General features: G+C 46.9%; 17 protein-coding genes. 2 read left to right on the forward strand and 15 right to left on the reverse strand.

All coding sequences use genetic code 11. The annotated features are described in order from the left end of the window. Window positions 1-28: 28 nt before the first annotated feature. Window positions 29-1,087 (reverse strand): transporter substrate-binding domain-containing protein, encoded by a 1,059-nt coding sequence (locus GO003_RS04640; RefSeq protein WP_159657995.1) that lies wholly within the window; start codon window positions 1,085-1,087, stop codon window positions 29-31. A gap of 484 nt (window positions 1,088-1,571) precedes the next feature. Here GO003_RS04640 and GO003_RS04645 point away from each other — a divergent pair, with 484 nt between their 5' ends. After that, window positions 1,572-2,555, forward strand: a complete 984-nt coding sequence (locus GO003_RS04645) for an ExeA family protein (protein WP_159657994.1) — start codon at window positions 1,572-1,574, stop codon at window positions 2,553-2,555. On the opposite strand, the gene tpx is transcribed toward GO003_RS04645, so the two are convergent. From tpx to tgt, 12 genes are all read right to left on the reverse strand, one after another. Next, entirely contained in the window at window positions 2,516-3,022 is a 507-nt protein-coding gene (gene tpx, locus GO003_RS04650) for a thiol peroxidase (RefSeq protein WP_159657993.1), read from the reverse strand. The two genes, GO003_RS04645 and tpx, sit on opposite strands and share 40 nt — an antisense overlap. Window positions 3,023-3,052: 30 nt before the next feature. Continuing rightward, window positions 3,053-4,471: a ribosome biogenesis GTPase Der gene (der, locus tag GO003_RS04655; RefSeq protein WP_159657992.1), complete on the reverse strand. Its 1,419-nt coding sequence runs from the start codon at window positions 4,469-4,471 to the stop codon at window positions 3,053-3,055. Window positions 4,472-4,473: 2 nt separating this feature from the next. Further along, a complete protein-coding gene (gene bamB / locus GO003_RS04660) occupies window positions 4,474-5,655 on the reverse strand; it encodes an outer membrane protein assembly factor BamB (protein WP_159657991.1) in 1,182 nt (393 codons plus the stop codon). Then, window positions 5,655-6,305, reverse strand: a complete 651-nt coding sequence (locus tag GO003_RS04665) for a YfgM family protein (RefSeq protein ID WP_159657990.1) — start codon at window positions 6,303-6,305, stop codon at window positions 5,655-5,657. The genes bamB and GO003_RS04665 overlap by 1 nt, the downstream gene beginning before the upstream one ends. Window positions 6,306-6,382: 77 nt before the next feature. Then, the gene (gene hisS / locus GO003_RS04670) at window positions 6,383-7,696 is read right to left on the reverse strand and encodes a histidine--tRNA ligase (RefSeq protein WP_159657989.1); all 1,314 of its coding nucleotides are present in this window, start codon (window positions 7,694-7,696) and stop codon (window positions 6,383-6,385) included. Between the two features lie 7 nt (window positions 7,697-7,703). Beyond that, window positions 7,704-8,420 (reverse strand): type IV pilus biogenesis/stability protein PilW, encoded by a 717-nt coding sequence (gene pilW / locus GO003_RS04675; RefSeq protein WP_159657988.1) that lies wholly within the window; start codon window positions 8,418-8,420, stop codon window positions 7,704-7,706. Window positions 8,421-8,460: 40 nt separating this feature from the next. After that, the gene (gene rlmN, locus GO003_RS04680) at window positions 8,461-9,573 is read right to left on the reverse strand and encodes a 23S rRNA (adenine(2503)-C(2))-methyltransferase RlmN (protein WP_159657987.1); all 1,113 of its coding nucleotides are present in this window, start codon (window positions 9,571-9,573) and stop codon (window positions 8,461-8,463) included. Beyond that, a complete protein-coding gene (ndk, locus tag GO003_RS04685; protein WP_159657986.1) occupies window positions 9,548-9,979 on the reverse strand; it encodes a nucleoside-diphosphate kinase in 432 nt (143 codons plus the stop codon). Before ndk ends, rlmN begins: the two co-directional genes overlap by 26 nt. 89 nt (window positions 9,980-10,068) lie before the next feature. Beyond that, entirely contained in the window at window positions 10,069-10,995 is a 927-nt protein-coding gene (secF, locus tag GO003_RS04690) for a protein translocase subunit SecF (RefSeq protein ID WP_159657985.1), read from the reverse strand. A gap of 21 nt (window positions 10,996-11,016) precedes the next feature. Further along, complete coding sequence (gene secD / locus GO003_RS04695) at window positions 11,017-12,861, reverse strand: protein translocase subunit SecD (RefSeq protein ID WP_159657984.1); 1,845 nt, start codon at window positions 12,859-12,861, stop codon at window positions 11,017-11,019. A gap of 76 nt (window positions 12,862-12,937) precedes the next feature. Beyond that, window positions 12,938-13,285, reverse strand: a complete 348-nt coding sequence (gene yajC, locus GO003_RS04700; protein WP_159657983.1) for a preprotein translocase subunit YajC — start codon at window positions 13,283-13,285, stop codon at window positions 12,938-12,940. Between the two features lie 44 nt (window positions 13,286-13,329). Beyond that, entirely contained in the window at window positions 13,330-14,445 is a 1,116-nt protein-coding gene (tgt, locus tag GO003_RS04705) for a tRNA guanosine(34) transglycosylase Tgt (protein ID WP_159657982.1), read from the reverse strand. Between the two features lie 555 nt (window positions 14,446-15,000). Here tgt and GO003_RS04710 point away from each other — a divergent pair. Then, window positions 15,001-16,014 (forward strand): IS110 family RNA-guided transposase, encoded by a 1,014-nt coding sequence (locus GO003_RS04710; protein ID WP_159658909.1) that lies wholly within the window; start codon window positions 15,001-15,003, stop codon window positions 16,012-16,014. 421 nt (window positions 16,015-16,435) lie between these two features. On the opposite strand, the gene GO003_RS04715 is transcribed toward GO003_RS04710, so the two are convergent. Continuing rightward, a complete protein-coding gene (locus GO003_RS04715; protein WP_231088822.1) occupies window positions 16,436-17,149 on the reverse strand; it encodes a copper resistance protein B in 714 nt (237 codons plus the stop codon). Beyond that, window positions 17,146-18,987, reverse strand: coding sequence for a copper resistance system multicopper oxidase (locus GO003_RS04720; RefSeq protein ID WP_206444832.1), 1,842 nt, complete (start codon window positions 18,985-18,987; stop codon window positions 17,146-17,148). The genes GO003_RS04715 and GO003_RS04720 overlap by 4 nt, the downstream gene beginning before the upstream one ends. Window positions 18,988-19,012: the final 25 nt, after the last annotated feature.

Here is a 19,012-nt window from a genome sequence, read left to right on the forward strand (position 1 = left end):
GTTACCTTTTCTTAACTGACTTGTAACATCATTCCAAGTCTTTATGTTCCGGCTCGTCCAAAGGGTTAGTCGCGTTATTGTATCGACTCTTTTTCGGTTTTCCAGACTTGAGTGTCAGGTAACCGCCACCGGCTATTATTAAAGCCAGTGATGCGAACACCGTTAACCCGACATAGAATGCGTCTCCTAGCTCTAACTTTTCAGGGGCATCCTGATGGACTTCCGGTTCTACAACAACCACTTTGACCGTTGTATTACTTACTGTCTTTTCATCTTCTTCGGGAGGATCCCATTTATCAATATAATTTTGCTTTTCTTCTTCACTCAAAGAAGCCAGGCCTTTTTCAAGGATTGAAACCAACTCCGGCCAATCTTTGCGGATTGCGATACTCTGTCTCATGTTTTCATGATCGTAAACAGAAGCAATTTTTAAATTATTAAAACGCGCATCACTCAACAAAAAGTAACGTGCGCCTGAAAACAGCACTGCCGCATCGGCTTTACCCGCTTGAACGGCTTTTAATCCATTTTTAAGTGATGAAACCAAAACAGGCTTGATTTTGGGATAATCTTCCCGAACCTGATAGCTGTATTGATAATTGGCAATTAATGCTATTTTTTTGCCTTTGATTGATTCACGATCACTAAACCGGTCATCATCTTCTCTTGAAACAACGACCAGTGACTGTGTTAAATAAGGTTCGGTAAAATTAAACCAAAGCAAGCGCTCCGGCCGTTTAACCATAGTAGCAATGACATCCACGTTACCCATTACGGCTGCTTTAAACAGCGTTTTCCAATGAGTACTCGGATAAGTTACAAACTTAATACCCAACCGCTGACTAAGCAACTTCATAATCTCTACGGCAGAGCCTCTTAGAGCCCCTTTTCGGCCGACAAAACTATAAGGATGCAGGTCACCATCGTAGGCTATCCGTATCGTTTTATGCTGTTTCAACCAGTTTTTCTCTGCTTGGGTCAATTGAATGCCGGCCACGGATTCATTTGTTACATCAGCGAATGAAAGATGCGCCGAAGTTATTATCAAAAGCAAAAAAACCAGTCTGACTGACTGCAATAATTTCATATGTCTGAATATAAGTCCTTAAAACTGTATAAAAGCATAGGATAATCCTGAATATAAACTATCACTCCTGCACTCAAAATCGTTAAACCGGTTTAAAAATGACTGTAGCTAAGTTGCCAGCAAGAACTACTTACAAGTCTCAAATACAAACTTATCTGCTCACCCCTCCTGTTATATTCGGTAGAGGTGCTTAATTTCAAAGGACACATTAATACGTCCCTGTTGAAGATGCCTTTTCAATCAATCACCTACACACTCAATTTCAAGCGGGCGAGTAGTTACATAAAAAATACAAACAAGGAGCGGGGCGTCATTTTTAAACGATGTCACTATTCCACTCCTTCGCTGTGAAATCACCCTCAGAAATCACCGACTGTGTTGAGTATGATTCAGTTCAGCTTAATCCCTGTGCTATTTAATGATCGCTCCAAGAATAATCCCGCTTTTCAATTTTACTGAAACCTTCTATTCAAATTAAACGAGCATGTACACACAGTTTTTTGGTTTAACAAAAGCCCCTTTTTCACTGACTCCTGATCAGAATTTTTTGTATCTGAGTGAACAGCATAAAGATGCTTTAAGTTCGCTCAAATTCGGCATTCTTCAGCAATCCGGTTTTAGCGTTCTTACGGGTGAAATTGGTTCCGGAAAAAGCACGTTGCTTCGAAATCTGGTCAATGACCTTGATTCAACGTGTGAGGTGGGCGTTATCACTAATACGCACGCCTCTTTTGGTCATTTGCTTGAATGGGTATTGTGCGCATTCAATCTGAAAAATGTGGCGGATAGCGAAGCCGAGCGATATCAACAGTTTTGCGGATTTATTGCCAAACAAAAACTTAAAAACCGGCGGGCAGTGCTGGTCATAGATGAGGCCCAGAATATGACCATTTCTAAATTAGAAGAACTTCGCTTACTTTCCAATCTTAATGACGGCCAAGAAACGACCCTGCAGATCATTTTGTGCGGTCAAACCGAACTGCTGAAAAAACTGAATGATCCCGAATTAACTCAATTCGCTCAGCGGATTGCAATCGAATATCATCTCAACCCTCTAAACCATGAAGAGACTGCACGCTATATAGCACATCGACTGAAAGTGGCAGGCGCTCAATCCGGTATTTTTAGCCCGCAAGCCTTACTCGCTGTCTATCAACACAGCGGCGGCATTCCCAGAGTCATTAACAATATCGCTGATATGGCGATGGTATTTGCCTTTGCAAATGACTCAAAAGTGGAATATGAAACAGTCATGGAAGTTGTCAATCAAAGAAGAACCGGCGGCATCATAAAACCCAGTTCATCTACCGGATCAAACGTTGAATCCATTAGCAAAAACCGTGGCCTAAAACCAACCAGTCAAGCTCTTGTTAAAAGACCCAAAACTGAGTTAGTCAGCTTATCATTGATAACGTCTTATCCGGGTGTTCAATCCATTTCACGCATAGCAGCCAATGCGGATTCATAGTCGGGCTCATCCGTCAGTTCATCGACCAGCTCGCTATAAACAATCCTGTCTTTCTCATCAATGACAATAATGGCCCGGGCCGTAAGACCGGACAACACACTGTCAACCAGTTCTACGCCATAATCACGCGCAAATGACGAGCGAAACGTCGACAATGGCACGACGTCCCTTATCCCTTCAACCTGGCAGAAACGTGACTGCGCAAAAGGCAAATCGGCTGAGATGACCAATACGACGCCATTTTCAAGGCTGGCCGCTTTTTGATTGAATTTACGCGCCGATGCAGCACACGTTGGCGTATCCAGGCTGGGAACAATATTAAGGCATTTCTTTTTTCCCGCGTAGGTACTCAAAGAAATCTGGCCCAGCTTGCCATCGGTTAATGAAAAATCCGGTGCGTGCGAACCGATTGCAGGTAGTTCGCCACAGGTATTGATTGATTTGCCTTGAAAATTAATGCTGGCCATGCGTTCCTCTCATTGCGTTATTAAGTTTAACTACCGAGCATCCTTAGAAGATTTTTTATCTTTCTTATGATGCCGCATCAAGCGTTTTCGTTTTTCAATTTGCCGGTCCGAAAGTTTGTTTTTGATGCCCTGGAAAGGATTGGGCGGCGATTTGAATTCCAAACGAATCGGTGTGCCTTTTAACTTTAGCTGTTCACGGAAATAGTTCATTAAAAAACGCTTGTAAGATCCCGGCAATGAATCAGTCTGAGTCCCGTGAATGATGATAATGGGAGGATTTCTTCCGCCTTGATGCGCGTATTTAAGCTTTATTCGTCTACCGCTAACCAAAGGTGGCTGATGTGTCGTCACTGCATCGATTAAAATTCGGCTCAACGTGGGCGTCGACATATCGATCATCGCCGCTTCATAAAGCTCATGAACAACATCGAACAATTTACCGACACCGCTTCCGTGTAGAGCCGAAATTGGGTGTTTCTGGGCAAAATCAAGAAAAGACAGCTTGATATCCAGTTGCCGTCTGACCGTTACCTTTTGTTCGGACGTCAATCCGTCCCATTTATTCAAACCGATAATCAGTGCTCTGCCCGCTTCTAAAATCAACCCTAAAAGATGCGCATCCTGATCGGTCACGCCTTCGCTGGCATCGATCAGGTAAATAACCACATTGGCTTTTTCTATGGCCTGCAATGACTTGATGACACTGAATTTCTCGACCGTCTCCGAGACTTTGGCCCTGCGCCGCATTCCGGCAGTATCTATCAAGGTAAACTCACGTCCGTTGCGCTCAAAAGGTATGTAGATGCTGTCGCGCGTGGTACCCGGCTCATCAAATACAACCACACGTTCTTCACCCAGAATTCTGTTGACCAGTGTCGATTTTCCAACATTCGGACGGCCGACAATCGCGATACCTATGCCGCCTGCATTGACACCCTCGCCTTCCAAAGGCTCAGTCTCCGGCAATAATTCATCGACTTTTTCCAGCAACTCACTGACACCGCGCCCATGCGCTGCAGCGATCTTGAAAGGTTCGCCCAAAGCCAAGGCATGAAAATCCGAAATGGCATTATCGGCATGAATACCATCGACTTTATTGGCAACCAGAATAACCGGTTTATCCAGTTTACGTAGCGAATCGGCAATCACTTGATCAGTAGAGCTAAGTCCCTCTCTGGCATCGACAATAAAGAACACAACGTCGGCTTCATTCAAAGCCACATCAACCTGCTTTTTGGCCAGACTCTCTATCCCTTCGGCTTCATCCGGAATACCGCCGGTATCAACCACCAGGCAATCACGCTCTCCCCGCTTGACCCGGCCATACTGCCTATCCCGGGTTAAACCCGGATAATCTGCTACCAGCGCTTCACGGCTGCGAGTCAGATAATTGAATAATGTAGATTTGCCAACATTGGGGCGCCCGACCAGGGCAATTACAGGTAACATGATTATAAAGTTTTCGCCTTGAGTGCGGCCAGAGTGCCGTCTTTTGCATACACATAAATGACACCATCAACCACAATGGGCTGGGCATCAATCGGTTCGTCAGTAATTCTTATTCTTGCCAACTGCCTGCCATCGGTTTTTGAAAGCCAATGGACATAGCCTTCAAAATCACCTACCACGACATAGTTTTCCAGGACCGCGGGTGCAGTTAACTTGCGCTGATGTAAATCGCTTTGCTTCCACAACGAAGCCCCGTTACGCTGATCAATTTGCCAAATATCGCCGTTGACATCGGTTACATAAATGTAGCGCCAGTCGGATCCCATTCCCCGGTAAGAGGAAATATCGGGGTTTCGCCAAATAACCTCGCCTTGCTGCTCGATCACTGCACTGGTTCCCCCTTTGTAGCTAGACACGTAAATAATGCCATCAGCCACCAAGGGATCGGCGGATAAATCGACCAGACGTTCTATTTCTGAACGTCCTCCCGGTATTGCAATACTGGCATCCCAGACATGTTTACCATCGTTCAGACGCAAGGAAACGAGCTTGCCGTTCGCAAATCCGCAAATCACATTGTTATTTACTACCACCGGATTCCCTGTACCCCGAATGCTGAGCGCCGGCATGATCAGTTCATAATCCCACAAAATACGTCCGGTAGACTCATCCAGCGCAGTGACTTTACCATCCGTCGTTCTGATGATCACAACGCCTTGAGCAATAACGGGCACGGCTGCCACTTCACTGGATACGGGAAAATTCCATAGCTCTTCACCATTCCCGGCATTCAAAGCCAACACCCTCGCATCGCTGGTACCAAACACCAGAGTCCCAGTGCTTACACCCGGACCGCTTGAAAAAGGCATTTCAAAATCGGCATCCCAAACAGAATCGCCGCTAAGCAATTCAAATGCTTCCACTTCGCCTTCCTTATCACCGGCAAAGATTCTGCCATCTTTGAAGGCAGGTACCAGCTTGAGAAAGTAATCTTCTGAGCCAACGCCAACGCTCTCTTTCCAGAGCACTTCAATCTCGATCTCAGCGTTGTACTCCTGCAATTCATTAGGCGGATCCGTGTTATCTTCACCGCCCGTAAAATAATCAGTGATTCCGCTAAACGATTCCAGCGCAGTACATGCCGTCAAAGTCAGCGCGATCAGAACAATTAGAAAATACTTCATTAAGGCTGGCTGGGTACGATGGCTGCTTCAGTTAAATCATCCAGTTTGAATCCCAAGAGGGGCGACTTATGCCCGCTTCTTAGCGCCGATTGGTAGGCCGCTCTGGCTTCATCCAAACGATCCAGAGCCACATATAAATCACCTTTCAATTCGTCATAACTTCCGGAAAAGCTTCCCATTGACTTGGCTGTCACATCCGCAATCACTTGCAATCCTGGTTCATTCTCGCCTTTAGCCAGCATCACGCGGACCAGATTGAGTCTGGCTACATGCGCCAAATTCTCATCATCGGCTGAACTGACCACCGATTGCAGAACAGACTTTGCTTCATCCAATTGGCCTTGCTCGACCTTGATTTTGGCAAGCGTCAAGCCTGAGAAAGTTGCGTAGGGTGTTCCCTTGAACTGATCTCTGATTAATTGAGCAATTTTTTCAGCTGATTCGGTTTTTTCTTCCTTGATGGCAACCAGCAGTGATTCATACTGGACTGAAGCCTGCAAGGCCTGATCTTGCTTGTAGTTTTGCCAGAAATTCCAACCGAGTATCAAGGCAATGCCAATCACAACACCTGTTATGGTTGATTGGCCGTTTTCTGTCCACCAACGCTTGGCGGCTGCGAGGCGTTCTTCTTCTGTTTCGTAAATTTCCATGATGAGTCTTTACAGGTTAGGTTTAAAGATACTAATGGGTAAGATGATTTTTTAGCTATGTGGCTATAACCGAGTAATTAATTCAGTTCATGCAAAACGCGCTTTACGTCATTTGCATCTTTGAATGCAGTCTGGAGATAATTCACCGCCTCGATTAAAGACAGACTTTTCTGCTCGTCGTCAGACCTCAATGACTTAATAGCCACCACGCCTCGTTCGGCTTCTTCATCGCCAAAAATCAACGCAAATGCAGCTCCGGATTTATCCGCTTTTTTAAACTGGCTTTTAAAGCTGCCGCCACCGCAATTAACTTGCATCCTGATAAGAGGCAGTTCATTTCTGAGCTGTTCGGCAAAACGCATACCCACAGCTTCAGCTTTATCTCCGACCCGAATCATGTAAGCGTCCAATGACGGCAAAACAGGCGGCTGGGGCAATGTTTCAAGCAGCGCTAACAGGCGTTCCATGCCCATCGCAAAGCCCACGGCATAATTGGCTTTACCGCCTAATTGTTCAATAAGGCTGTCATAGCGGCCACCGGCGCAAATGGTCCCCTGAGCACCGAGTTCATCCGTAACCCACTCAAAAACAGTTTTGCTGTAATAATCCAGCCCGCGAACCAACCGCGTATTCAGAACATACGGAATATCCAGGCTATCTAAAAACGAGGTAAACCCGTTGAAATGTGCCTTGCTGTCATCGCCCAAATAATCCATCAATTCAGGTGCTTGGGCTACCACACTGCGCATCTCAGGATTTTTGGTATCCAGAATTCTGAGCGGATTGGTATTAAGCCGGCGGAGACTGTCCTCGTCCAGTTTATCCAGATGCTGGCTGAAATAGTCCACCAATGCGGCCCGATAAACAGTCCGCTCATCAATAGTGCCCAACGAATTAATTTCGAGTTGAACTTTAGCGGTAATACCCAATTTTTGCCATAAGCGATAGGTCAGCATGATCAATTCGGCATCAATGTCAGGACCCGCCATACCGTAGGCTTCAATACCGAGCTGATAAAACTGGCGGTAGCGGCCTTTTTGAGGGCGTTCATGCCTGAACATCGGTCCGTAATACCATAAGCGGTGAATCTGATTATGTAATAAACCGTGTTCCAGCGCTGCACGCAAACAGCCCGCAGTGCCTTCAGGCCTCAAAGTTAATGAATCGCCATTGCGATCATCAAAGGTATACATTTCCTTTTCGACGATATCGGTCACTTCACCGATGGATCGCTTGAATAATTCGGTCTTTTCAACTATCGGCAATCTGATTTCATCATAACCATAAGCCGCCATCACCTCTCTGATGAGGTTTTCCGCATAATGCCATAGGGACGATTGATCCGGCAGAATGTCATGCATTCCGCGGATGGCTTGAATTTTATTTACCATGTCTTAATTAGTGTGCTGTTTGGTCAGTGATGAGTTTTTTGGCTTCATCTGACAAGGGAAATTTATCGAACAATTGTTTTTTTAAATCATTTGCCGCAGCCGCATTACCCAAAGCTCTTTCCGTTTGGTAGGCATACCACAATGATTCCGACGAATGCTGGCTGGTCGCAAGATAGCGTTCCATAAAACCTTTAGCGGCCCAGTAATCACCTTTCTTATAACTCAACTTCTGCATTTCCAGTAAAACCGGTGCGTAATTGGGCTGATACTGCAAGGCTTGCCTGAAATAGGCTTCTGCCTCTAATAAATTACCTTTCTCACTCTCGCAGCGCCCGGCATTGGTTAATGCCAGCCAAAGCCTGTCGTTGAGTGGATTGGCGAGCGCATCTTTAAGATGAGACATACCTTTGTCATACTCGCCCCGCTCACAGAGAAAACGACCGTAGTTGTTAAGCGCGCTCAAATCCCCGGAATCGATGTTCAACGCGTCTTCGTAATGCTCTTCCGCTTCATCGTATTGTTTAAGACGTTCGGACAATACAGCCAGCGCATTATGAGCCTCGGCGTTATGAGAATCGAGCGACAAGGATTTTTTCAGATTCGATTTTGCTTCGCTTAAGCGACCCAGGTTGAGATAACGCAGGCCCAATTGCAGATGAATAGCTGATGACTCTTCGTCGCTACGCTCAGGACCTGACGAACTGCAGGCATTTAAAGTGAGCATCAAAAGCCAGCCAACCGCATTTAAAGCGCGCCCGTTCAACCTATGCCGCACGTTCTGATCCTTTCATGGCCAGCTTCAAATGTCTTCGGGTTTTATCCGCTACCCGGCCAACCAACTGGCCGCAAGCCGCATCAATATCCTCACCGCGCGTTCTTCTTATCGTGGTCACCATGCCGGCGTTATGCAGCACGGCACGAAAGCGGTCTATCACTTCGGCACTGGAACACTCATAACGCGAGTTTGGAAACGGGTTAAACGGAATCAGATTAATCTTGGAAGGCACGGTCTTGAGTAATTTGATCATCGCCCGTGCATCTTCAACCGAATCGTTAATCCCTGCCAGCATCACATATTCGAATGTAATCCGTCGCCGCGGTGCCAATTTGACATTATCTCGGCATGCTTCCAACAGTTCTTTGAGTGGGTACTTTTTATTGATCGGTACCAACTCATCCCTTAATTGATCGTTCACGGCGTGAAGAGAAACGGCCACACTGACATCGCATTCCTGCGTCAGACGATACATCGCCGGCACGATTCCCGAAGTGCTGATCGTCACCCGACGCTTGGACAAGCCATAGGCAAAATCATCCATCATCAAACGCATGGCGCGAACTACATTGTCGAAGTTGAGCAAGGGTTCGCCCATGCCCATCATCACCACATTGGTAATTCTGTTCTCAAGTCCCAAACGTTTTTGCGCAAAATACAATTGCCCGACAATTTCCGAGGTGCTCAGATTTCGGTTAAAACCCTGTTGTGCCGTTGAGCAAAACGTGCAGGCCAATGCGCAGCCAATTTGCGAGGATACGCACAAAGTGCCTCGGCTTTCCTCGGGAATAAACACCGTTTCAATGCGATTGCCGCAAGCGGTCTGCAGCACCCATTTACAGGTGCCGTCAGTCGCAACTTGTTCGACAACAACCTCAGGGGGTGACAGCGTGCAATGTTCTTTCAGATATGTGCGCAATGACTTGCTGAAATTGGTCATTTCATCAAAATCATCAACGCCTTCCTGATAAATCCATTTCATCAACTGTGTGGCCCGGAAGGCTTTTTCGCCGATTTCGACAAAAAAAGCCTCAAGGCTCTTCCTGTCAAAATCGAGCAGATTGATGCTTTTAGGCTTATCGGGTGCGATTACAGAGTTCATCAGCAGAGAAAAAGAAAGCAATTTCTTCTTTGGCAGTTTCAGGCGCATCCGAACCGTGAACCGCATTTTCATCGATACTGTCCGCAAAATCAGCGCGAATAGTGCCAGGAGCTGCATCTTTTGGGTTGGTTGCGCCCATCAGATCACGGTTTTTAAGAACCGCATTTTCGCCTTCCAATACTTGAACCACAACCGGACCTGAAATCATAAATGAAACCAGATCGTTAAAAAATGGACGCTCTTTGTGAACGGCATAAAAGCCTTCGGCCTGCTCACGCGTTAAATGCAACATCTTTGAACCGACAATTCTCAGACCGTTTTTTTCAAAACGGCTGACTATTTCACCGATTACATTTTTTGCTACTGCATCAGGCTTAATGATTGAAAAAGTACGCTCGACTGCCATTCTGTATAAACTCCCGTTTAATTATTGTGTTAAATGTTTGTAGTTAAGTTTTTGATTATATATGAGCAGACGCCTCAATCGGTTAATTATTAAGGCATGTTATCAATATCAACGCCCTCTTTAACCGGCTCCATCAAATCTTCCTGAGTCACACCCATCGATAACACAATCGCACTGGCTATGAATATGGACGAATACGTTCCGACCGAAATCCCCACCAACAGGGCAAGCGCAAAATTATGTATGGTTTGACCGCCCAAAACGGCCAATGCGACGACGACAATAATGGTCGTGAAGGAAGTCATCAAGGTTCTGCTCAATGTCTCATTGATCGAAACATTTATGATGGTTATCGATTCTTCCTTTCTAAGCATTTTGAAATTGTCTCGAATCCGATCAAAGACCACAATCGTATCGTTGATCGAATAACCGACCACGGCCAAAACCGCTGCAAGGACCGTCAAATCAAATTCCAGGCCCAGTAATGAAAAGAAACCCATGGTGATGATGACATCATGAATCAATGCCACAACCGAACCCACAGAAAACTTATACTCAAATCGCCAGGCCACATAAATCAGAATACCGAACATGGCGTAAAGCAGCGCAAGGCCACCATCTTCAGCTAATTCGTCTCCGACTTGCGGACCGACAAATTCAACCCGGCGCAATTCTGCCCGCTCTGAGGTTTTTTTATTAATCACGTCTAAAACTTTATTGCTAAGTTCCGAACTGCTGATGCCTTCCTGAGGTTTTAAACGGATCAATACATCTTTGGTACTACCAAAATGTTGCACCGAAGCATCACTGAAACCACCTTCTGCTAACGCATTTCTAATGACGGACAGATCGGCTGATTCCTTGTAGCCGACCTCAACGATCGTACCACCTGTAAAATCAATACCCATTTGCAACCCTTGAGTTGCCAGCGAAATGATTGAAATAAGCACTAACAGACCTGAGACAGCAAAAGCCAGCGTACGCTTTCCTAAAAAATCGATATCTTTTATTATCATGAATTTTTCCTCGTTCCCAGCCTAAATGGACAATTTTTCGACGCGACGATTACCGTATATCCAGTTGATGAGCATGCGTGATCCCATTATGGCGGTAAACATGGACGATAAAATGCCGATAGACAGCGTGACGGCAAAACCCTTAACCGGGCCTGTACCAAATCCGAATAAAATTAACGCGACCAGTAACGTGGTAATGTTTGAATCAAAAATGGTGCCGAACGCTTTTTCGTATCCTGCGAAAATACTGGCTTGAGGCGTGTTGCCATTATTGATTTCCTCTCGAATCCGCTCATTAATCAGTACGTTGGCATCCACCGCCATACCTATCGTTAACACGATACCGGCAATACCCGGCAAGGTCAGCGTAGCCTGTAACAGCGAGAGCAGGGAAATAATCAATACCAGATTGAACGTCAGTGCAAAGTTGGCAACCAAACCGAAAACCTTGTAGTAAAACACCATAAAAACCATCACGACCACAAAGCCGACAATAACGGAATTCATACCTTGATTGATGTTGTCCTGACCCAAGCTTGGACCGATGGTCCGCTCTTCAATGATATCGACCGGTGCCGCTAAAGCGCCAGCACGTAACAACAAGGCCAAGTTTCTGGCTTCCTGCGGATTATCGAGTCCGGTCGTCTGAAACCGTTTACTGAACGCATCTCGAATAGTGGCCACACTGATCACCTTTTCGACTTTTTCTTTGATACGCAGTTTTTCGCCGTTAACTTCCCTGGTTTTAATTTTGTATTCAATAAATACAACGGCCATGGGCTTACCGATACTCTCTTGAGTGACTTTGCCCATTTTCTTGGCACCCACACCATTGAGTGTGATGAAAACTGCAGGAGAATTGTTTTGATCAAGGCCTGACGAGGCGTCGACAATCTGGTCTCCGGTCACGATGACCCGACTATCCAGCAAGATAGGATTGCCATTTTTCTCATAATATAAACGGCTGCCGATAGGCACGCGCCCCTGAACCGCCTTTTGAACATCGTGCTCGACATCAACCAGCCGGTATTCCAGGGTTGCCGTAGTGCCTAAGATATCTTTGGCACGCGCGGTATCCTGAACACCCGGCAATTGCACCACGATACGATTATCGCCCTGCTGTTGAATAACCGGTTCGGCAACACCCAGTTCATTAACCCGGTTACGTAAGGTCGTGATGTTTTGAGTCAGGGCAAACTTTTTAATTTCCCTTTGCTCAACTTCAGGGATAGTTAAAATCAGTTCATTTAAATTTTCTACCGATTCAAACTTCAAGCTGGAAAGGTCTTTATTAATGGCCTGAGTTGCGGCCTCCACTTCTTCGGCCGACTTAAGCTGAACCTTGATCCTGTCTTTATCTCTGCCGACAGACACATAATGCACTTTAGCGGTTCTTAATGCCGTACGCACATCATCGGTATAGCGCTCCTGCGCCTGTTTGATTGCAGCTTCCATATCCACTTCAAGCAAAAAATGAACGCCGCCTCGTAAATCCAGACCCAGATACATGGGTTTGGCACCGAATGCATTTAGCCAGGCAGGCGTAGCCGGCGCCAAATTTAGTGCAACCGTTGCATCGTTGCCCATTTTATCGCGCAAGACATCAGCTGCTTTTAACTGGTCATTGGTATTTTCAAACCGCAGCAGAGCCTGACCATTTGTATATTCGACGGATTTGCTGTTTAAACCCGCCTGCTTCACATGGTCTTCAATCTGCTTGACTTGAGCCTGCGCCAATGGCGTCGAACTCGATGAGACTTGAACCGAAGGATCATCACCGTATAAATTGGGTAAGGCGTAGATTGAAGCAACGACGAGTATGATCAGGATCAGCCCGTTTTTCCATAATGGGAAATGATTTTGCATTTTATTATTCCAACGTAAACCGCGAACTAATGAGAGGCATACACGCCTTCAATCACGCGCTAAAACAGGTTTGAGCTCAGATTTTTGGTTTTTTTGCGACGGCTTTGTAAGTGCCTTTGGGCATCAAATTAGCAATAGCATGGCGCTGGACTTGTATAAACGTATCGTCACCAACTTCCAGCTTGACAAAATTGTCGTCCATGTCAGCGACTTTACCTAAAATGCCGCCATTGGTAACCACTTCAATGCCTTTGCTCAGAGACGCGATCATCTCTTTATGTTCTTTAGTGCGTTTGGACTGCGGACGCAGAAACAAAAAGTAAAAAAATACCAGAACGCCTAACGGGAATATCAATCCCTCCAAACCGGGCTGCTGAGATGCCGGTGCAGCCTGAGCTAATGCGTCAGAAATAAAAAAACTCATAGTTAACCTCTGTCGTAGTTATTGTTATTTAAAAAATTTTGCCATTATGCCACAGAAGGAACGCTTTTTCCTCGTTGTTGATAAAAAAGCTTGACATAAGCTTCCAGCGATTGACTTTCAATGGCTTCACGCAATTCCTGCATGAGCTGCAGATAATAATGAAGATTATGAATTGTATTGAGTCGTGCCCCAAGCATTTCACCGCACTTATCCAGATGTCTGAGATAGGATCGTGAATAGTGCCGACAGGTATAGCAATCGCAGCTATCGTCCAGCGGATGGGTATCGAACTGATATTGACTGTTTCTTATACGGATGACGCCGGACCGCGTAAACAAATGACCGTTCCGCGCATTTCGGGTCGGCATCACGCAATCAAACATATCCACTCCGCGCCTGACCGACTCGACCAGATCCTCCGGCGTACCCACTCCCATCAAATAGCGTGGCTTATCGACAGGCATCATCGGCGCGACAACATCCAGAGCCGCCATCATTTCATCTTTAGGTTCCCCAACGGATAGCCCGCCGATGGCATAACCATCGAAGCCGATATCAACCAGACCGGCTATCGATTCGCGGCGCAAATGCTCATACATTCCTCCCTGAACAATGCCGAACAATGCCGACGGATTATCACCGTGAGCGGCTTTACTACGCTGCGCCCAGCGCAATGACAACCGCATCGAATCAGCGGCCTCATCTACTGTGGCAGGATAGGGCGTACATTCATCGAAAATCATCACAATATCAGAACCCAGATGGCGCTGTACGGCCATGGATTCTTCAGGACCCATAAAAATTTTGCTGCCGTCGATGGGTGATTTGAATGTCACGCCTTTCTCGGTGATTTTTCGCAATGCACCCAGACTGAACACCTGAAATCCGCCGGAATCCGTCAAAATCGGCTTTTCCCAGTGCATGAAATCATGCAGATCGCCATGGGCATTCATCACTTCAACACCGGGTCGCAACATCAGATGAAAGGTATTGCCTAAAATAATTTGAGCGCCCAGACCCGTTAGTTCCTCCGGCGTCAGTGCTTTAACCGAACCATAAGTGCCGACCGGCATAAAAATGGGAGTTTCAACGACACCTCTTTCGAAAATCAGCCGCCCGCGCCGCGCCCGTCCATCTGTATTTAATAAATTGAATTGCACTGCAAAACAACCCGCTAAGTTTGAAAGTGGGCGATTATACAGGTTTACGTTAAATAGTTACTTTACTAAACAACCCTTTAACACCCGATAACCCCGGTTATATTTTTTGATCGCCCAAATGCTTCCCAACAGGACAAGCCTTGTCGAATAAAGTAGTCATTTAATTCGCTACTCCAAAAAGATCCAAGATTTGATCGTTATTTTTTCATACTTAAAAATCGTTGTAATTTTTCAGCGTCTTGGCCCAATAGTATTTAAACAAGCTTTAATCTGCTTGCATTCAAGATGGGTTCTCAGACAACGCTAAAACGGCGACGCAACGACAAATCCTTCTCAGAACAAGGGAAAATAAGAAATTTATTCTCCCGCTTGGAATAGAAAGTGTAGGTGAGTGATTGAAAAGGCTTTTGCAACAGGGATGTATTCTTGCGTCCTTTGAAATCAAGCATCTACACTCAATAAAATGGGAGTAGGGTGATGATATGGACTCCTCCTCTCCCCTAAACGGTGTCAAAATACACCGACTAATTTAACCGGAAGAAAGAGGAGCCTGTCATGAATCGTAACGTAATGGGTTTGGATATTGCAAAGCAAGTATTTCATTTGTTCTCGATGAAAGATGGCAAAGCCGTGAAAAAGAAGTTGAAGCGTTCTGAGTTGTTGGCGTTTATCGCACAACTGCCAGTGAGCTTGATCGCGATGGAAGCGTGTGGTGGAGCGCATCATTGGGCTCGGGAGTTTGCAGCCTTGGGCCACGAAGTGGTGTTATTGAACGCCCGCTTCGTTAAGGCCTTCGGAGTCGGCAACAAAAACGATTTCAATGACGCCGAAGCGATTTTCACCGCAGCCTGTCAGCCGAACAAACGCACCGTGGCAGTAAAAACGATCGAGCAACAAGATTTAACGATGTTACACGGTATTCGCCGAGGCAGGGTCGACGAACGAACGGCCTTGGCCAACCAAATACGTGGGCATTTGGCCGAACGGGGCATGGTGTTGCCGCGTGGCGTAAATCAGCTCAGAAAACAACTACCGGAGATACTGGAGGATGGCGATAATCAGCTCAGTGCGCTAAGCCGCCGGCTTGTGGCCACGCAGTATCAGGCCCTGAAAGACTTGGACGAAGCAATCAAAGCACTGGAACGGGAAATTAGCGCGGTCTGTCAGCAACATGCCTTAAGCCGTCGCTTGGTCGATATACCGGGTATCGGCCCTTTGACCGCCGTGTTGGCGGCAGCCGATGTCGGGGACGGCAAGGACTATCATTCGAGCCGTGATTACGCGGCCAGCTTGGGCGTGGTGCCCCGGCAACACAGTAGTGGGGACAAACAGGTCTTGCTGGGCATCAGTAAGCGCGGCAATCGGTCGTTGCGGACCTCGTTGATTCACGGCGCACGGTCGGTGCTGAAATACTGCGGCGATAAAAGCGATCCCTTGAGCCTGTGGCTCAAACGCCTGATCGAACGGCGCGGTTTCAATAAAGCAGCCGTGGCGCTAGCCAACAAGAATGCCCGGATCATCTGGGCCTTGGCAACGCGCGACGGGGACTATGTACCGCAAACGGCCTAGTAACTGAAAGACCGGGTTATCCACCCTTGCCCCACCGCCTCCACGCGATGGAAGGGTTCCGGCGCTGGGCCAAGCGTGGATAACCCTCAAACCGGTGATGTAAAAGAGTTCAACAGATTGCGGAGGCAAGAGAACTTAATGTGATGACGATCAACAGGTCAGACCGGTGCTTTTGAAGTCCGTTTTACCCAGAGATTCTTGGAAATCGTTAGGGTGGTTGAGACAAAAGCACGCGGATAGATTCATCAGGGCCCGAAGGCCAATAAGTGCCTTCACAAAGAGGCCGAATATATGGCGGCAATCTCGATCTCTGTTGGAAACATCATTTTTTAAGCAATCTTGGCTTGCAATTGGGGAGGAGTCCATATATGGGCAGATACCAATGACCGATACCGGCATCCACTCTTAAGGCAAGCATTCATCAATACCAAACTCTCAAACCCAGCACAAAACGCAGAGAATGATGGTGTTCCAACAGTGACTCCTCTTCAACATAATCAAAACCCAAGTAGGGCGCAAATTCTCGCTCAATTTCGTAGCGCAACCGGACGCCGGTTTCAAATTCGGTAATACCGGATTGAACACCCCGGTTTTTAACGTCATCGGCAGCAATATTGACTTCCATTCTGGGCTGCAGAATCAGACGCTGAGTTAACAGAAAGTCTTTCGAAAGACTTAATCGACCCAGCACATTCCCTTTTTCATTGATGAACATGGCACTGTCGACTTCGATGAAAAAAGGTGCAAGCCCCTGAAATCCGATGACCGCATCAAACGTACGTTCGGGTTCAAATGCGCGCCTTGCCCCGACTTGAAAGTCCCAGAAAGTGGAAATGTTGCGGCTGTAGAGCACTTGTAAATCGGCACGGCCAAAAATACCCTGGTCTCCCGAATAATCGCCTTCTGATTTTATCCATAACTTATGCTCGTCGTTGCCAACTCTGTGCTGAATATCCCACTTGAACATTTGCAGTTTGCCGTTGCTCTCATATTCCAGCCGTTCGGCTTTAAAGTGGTTAATCAACAGGGCGTCTTCCTCGGCCATGGCGGTACTGATACCCAGAACCCCGGCCAGCACCGCAATGATAAAAATTCTGGCGGTGTCATGTGCTGTGAATGGCTGAATAACCGTCATGGTACCCGGTCCTCCGCCTGTTCCACAGTCAACTTACGAAACATGCCCGTGTCCATGTGATAGAGCAAATGACAGTGAAACGCCCAATCACCGACCGCGTCGGCAATGACGTCAACTTCAACAGTTTCGCCGGGCTTGACGTTGATCACATGTTTTTTGGGCTTGTAATTGCCCTGTCCGTTGACCAGATACTGCCACAGTCCATGAATATGAATGGGGTGGTTCATCATCGTTTCGTTGACGTATTTAAACCGGATCCGCTCTCCGAAGCGCACTTTGATCGGTTCCGCATCCTTGTAAGCAATATCATCGAATGACCAGATGTACCGGTACATATTACCGGTCAGACGCAGCGTGATTTCCCGGTCAGGTTCGCCCCCTTCAGGGTTGGGTGCTACGGCTTTAAGATGCTCGTACTTCAGGACATCTGTAGATAAAATCGCCTCTGGCTGTTGATGCTGCTGGTTCATAGGCTGAAGATGTACATTCATTTGATGGCCGGCATGTTCATCAGCATTTTCAGAAAGAGGCGTTTCGGTTTGATGCCGTTCATGGTTTTGTTCAGACGCATTGCCATTAACAGGCTCTTGATGATCGCTGGTCTGGGTTTGTTCATGCGGCATGCTCTCCCTATTATGACCGGCATGCTCATCGGTTTTTTCAGCTGCCGCGGTTTCGGCTTGGTGTGAGCCATGTCCTTCTGAAAGCTCATCCGCATCAACTGACTGTTGATAATCCTTATGCCCTGCATGTTCACCATGCTCGCCGCCCATATCAGCCAGCGTAAGCAAAGTCATGGGCCGTAACGCGGGGACTTCCGCTTGTAAAGCCTTGTGCGGCGTCAGTGTCGCCCGCGCATAGCCGCTTCTATCCATGGCTTCGGCAAATACGGTATAGGCTTGATCCGACTGAGGTTCAACCAGAACATTATAGGTTTCGGCCACAGCAATACGAAATTCATCAACATCGACCGGAACTACAGCCTGTCCATCGGCTTCGATCACACGCATTTTTAGATGCGGAATGCGCACATCGAAATAGGTCATCGCAGACGCATTGATAAAGCGCAGCCGGATTTTCTCGCCCGGCTTAAATAAGGCGGTCCAGTTAGTTTCAGGTGTTTGACCGTTAATCAAAAACCGGTAAGTTGAGCCGTTAACATCGGCCAGATCGGTTGGATCCATCCGCATCCATCCCCAGTCCCAGCGATCCGAAAGCGTTGCGCTCAACCCATTATTTTGGATATCCTGAAAGAAAGTAGGCACTGTTCTTTTTTGGAAGTTGTAATAATCACTCTGCTTTTTCAGCCTCGCCATTGTCCTGTGGGGATCGGCTTGCGGCCAGTCGGACAAAATTATCACGATATCGCGGTCAACCGGATGCGGCTCTTCTGCAGGATCGATGATTAACGCACCGTACAAGCCCATTTGCTCCTGCATGCCCGAGTGACCGTGATACCAGTATGTGCCGCTTTGGTTGACCGGAAACCGGTAAGTAAACGTTTCGCCGGGTTTAATACCGGAAAAACTGATACCCGGCACACCATCCATTTCATAAGGAAGAATGATGCCGTGCCAATGCAGAGAGGTCGTTTCCTTTAACCGGTTGGTCACATTTAATGTGATTAACTCACCTTCTCGCCAACGCAAAGTCGGGGCAGGAAGTGAATCATCCGCCAAATAGGCCTTTTGCGTTTGACCTATTACATTGATGGCTTTTTCATCAATGGCGAGGTTGTATTCTCCGGCGATAAGCACTCCGGGCTTAGGCCCCAAACCCGCAATGAACAGCATGCAAAGTGTTTTGAATAAATAATGGCGCGGAATGGCGTTAAGCATAGAATTCCTGAATGGCGAAGCGCCC

Origin of the sequence: Methylicorpusculum oleiharenae, from assembly GCF_009828925.2 — a bacterium.
GTDB lineage: Bacteria > Pseudomonadota > Gammaproteobacteria > Methylococcales > Methylomonadaceae > Methylicorpusculum > Methylicorpusculum oleiharenae.

Coding starts and splice junctions, on each gene's coding strand:
- GO003_RS04720 (WP_206444832.1), bottom strand. CDS start 18,987: ATGCTTAACGCCATTCCGCGCCATTATTTATTCAAAACACTTTGCATG.
- tpx (WP_159657993.1), bottom strand. CDS start 3,022: ATGGCCAGCATTAATTTTCAAGGCAAATCAATCAATACCTGTGGCGAA.
- secD (WP_159657984.1), bottom strand. CDS start 12,861: ATGCAAAATCATTTCCCATTATGGAAAAACGGGCTGATCCTGATCATA.
- rlmN (WP_159657987.1), bottom strand. CDS start 9,573: ATGAACTCTGTAATCGCACCCGATAAGCCTAAAAGCATCAATCTGCTC.
- GO003_RS04665 (WP_159657990.1), bottom strand. CDS start 6,305: ATGGAAATTTACGAAACAGAAGAAGAACGCCTCGCAGCCGCCAAGCGT.
- GO003_RS04715 (WP_231088822.1), bottom strand. CDS start 17,149: ATGACGGTTATTCAGCCATTCACAGCACATGACACCGCCAGAATTTTT.
- GO003_RS04640 (WP_159657995.1), bottom strand. CDS start 1,087: ATGAAATTATTGCAGTCAGTCAGACTGGTTTTTTTGCTTTTGATAATA.
- GO003_RS04645 (WP_159657994.1), top strand. CDS start 1,572: ATGTACACACAGTTTTTTGGTTTAACAAAAGCCCCTTTTTCACTGACT.
- bamB (WP_159657991.1), bottom strand. CDS start 5,655: ATGAAGTATTTTCTAATTGTTCTGATCGCGCTGACTTTGACGGCATGT.
- hisS (WP_159657989.1), bottom strand. CDS start 7,696: ATGGTAAATAAAATTCAAGCCATCCGCGGAATGCATGACATTCTGCCG.
- yajC (WP_159657983.1), bottom strand. CDS start 13,285: ATGAGTTTTTTTATTTCTGACGCATTAGCTCAGGCTGCACCGGCATCT.
- ndk (WP_159657986.1), bottom strand. CDS start 9,979: ATGGCAGTCGAGCGTACTTTTTCAATCATTAAGCCTGATGCAGTAGCA.
- der (WP_159657992.1), bottom strand. CDS start 4,471: ATGTTACCTGTAATTGCCCTGGTCGGGCGCCCCAATGTTGGCAAATCT.
- pilW (WP_159657988.1), bottom strand. CDS start 8,420: ATGCTCACTTTAAATGCCTGCAGTTCGTCAGGTCCTGAGCGTAGCGAC.
- GO003_RS04710 (WP_159658909.1), top strand. CDS start 15,001: ATGAATCGTAACGTAATGGGTTTGGATATTGCAAAGCAAGTATTTCAT.
- secF (WP_159657985.1), bottom strand. CDS start 10,995: ATGATAATAAAAGATATCGATTTTTTAGGAAAGCGTACGCTGGCTTTT.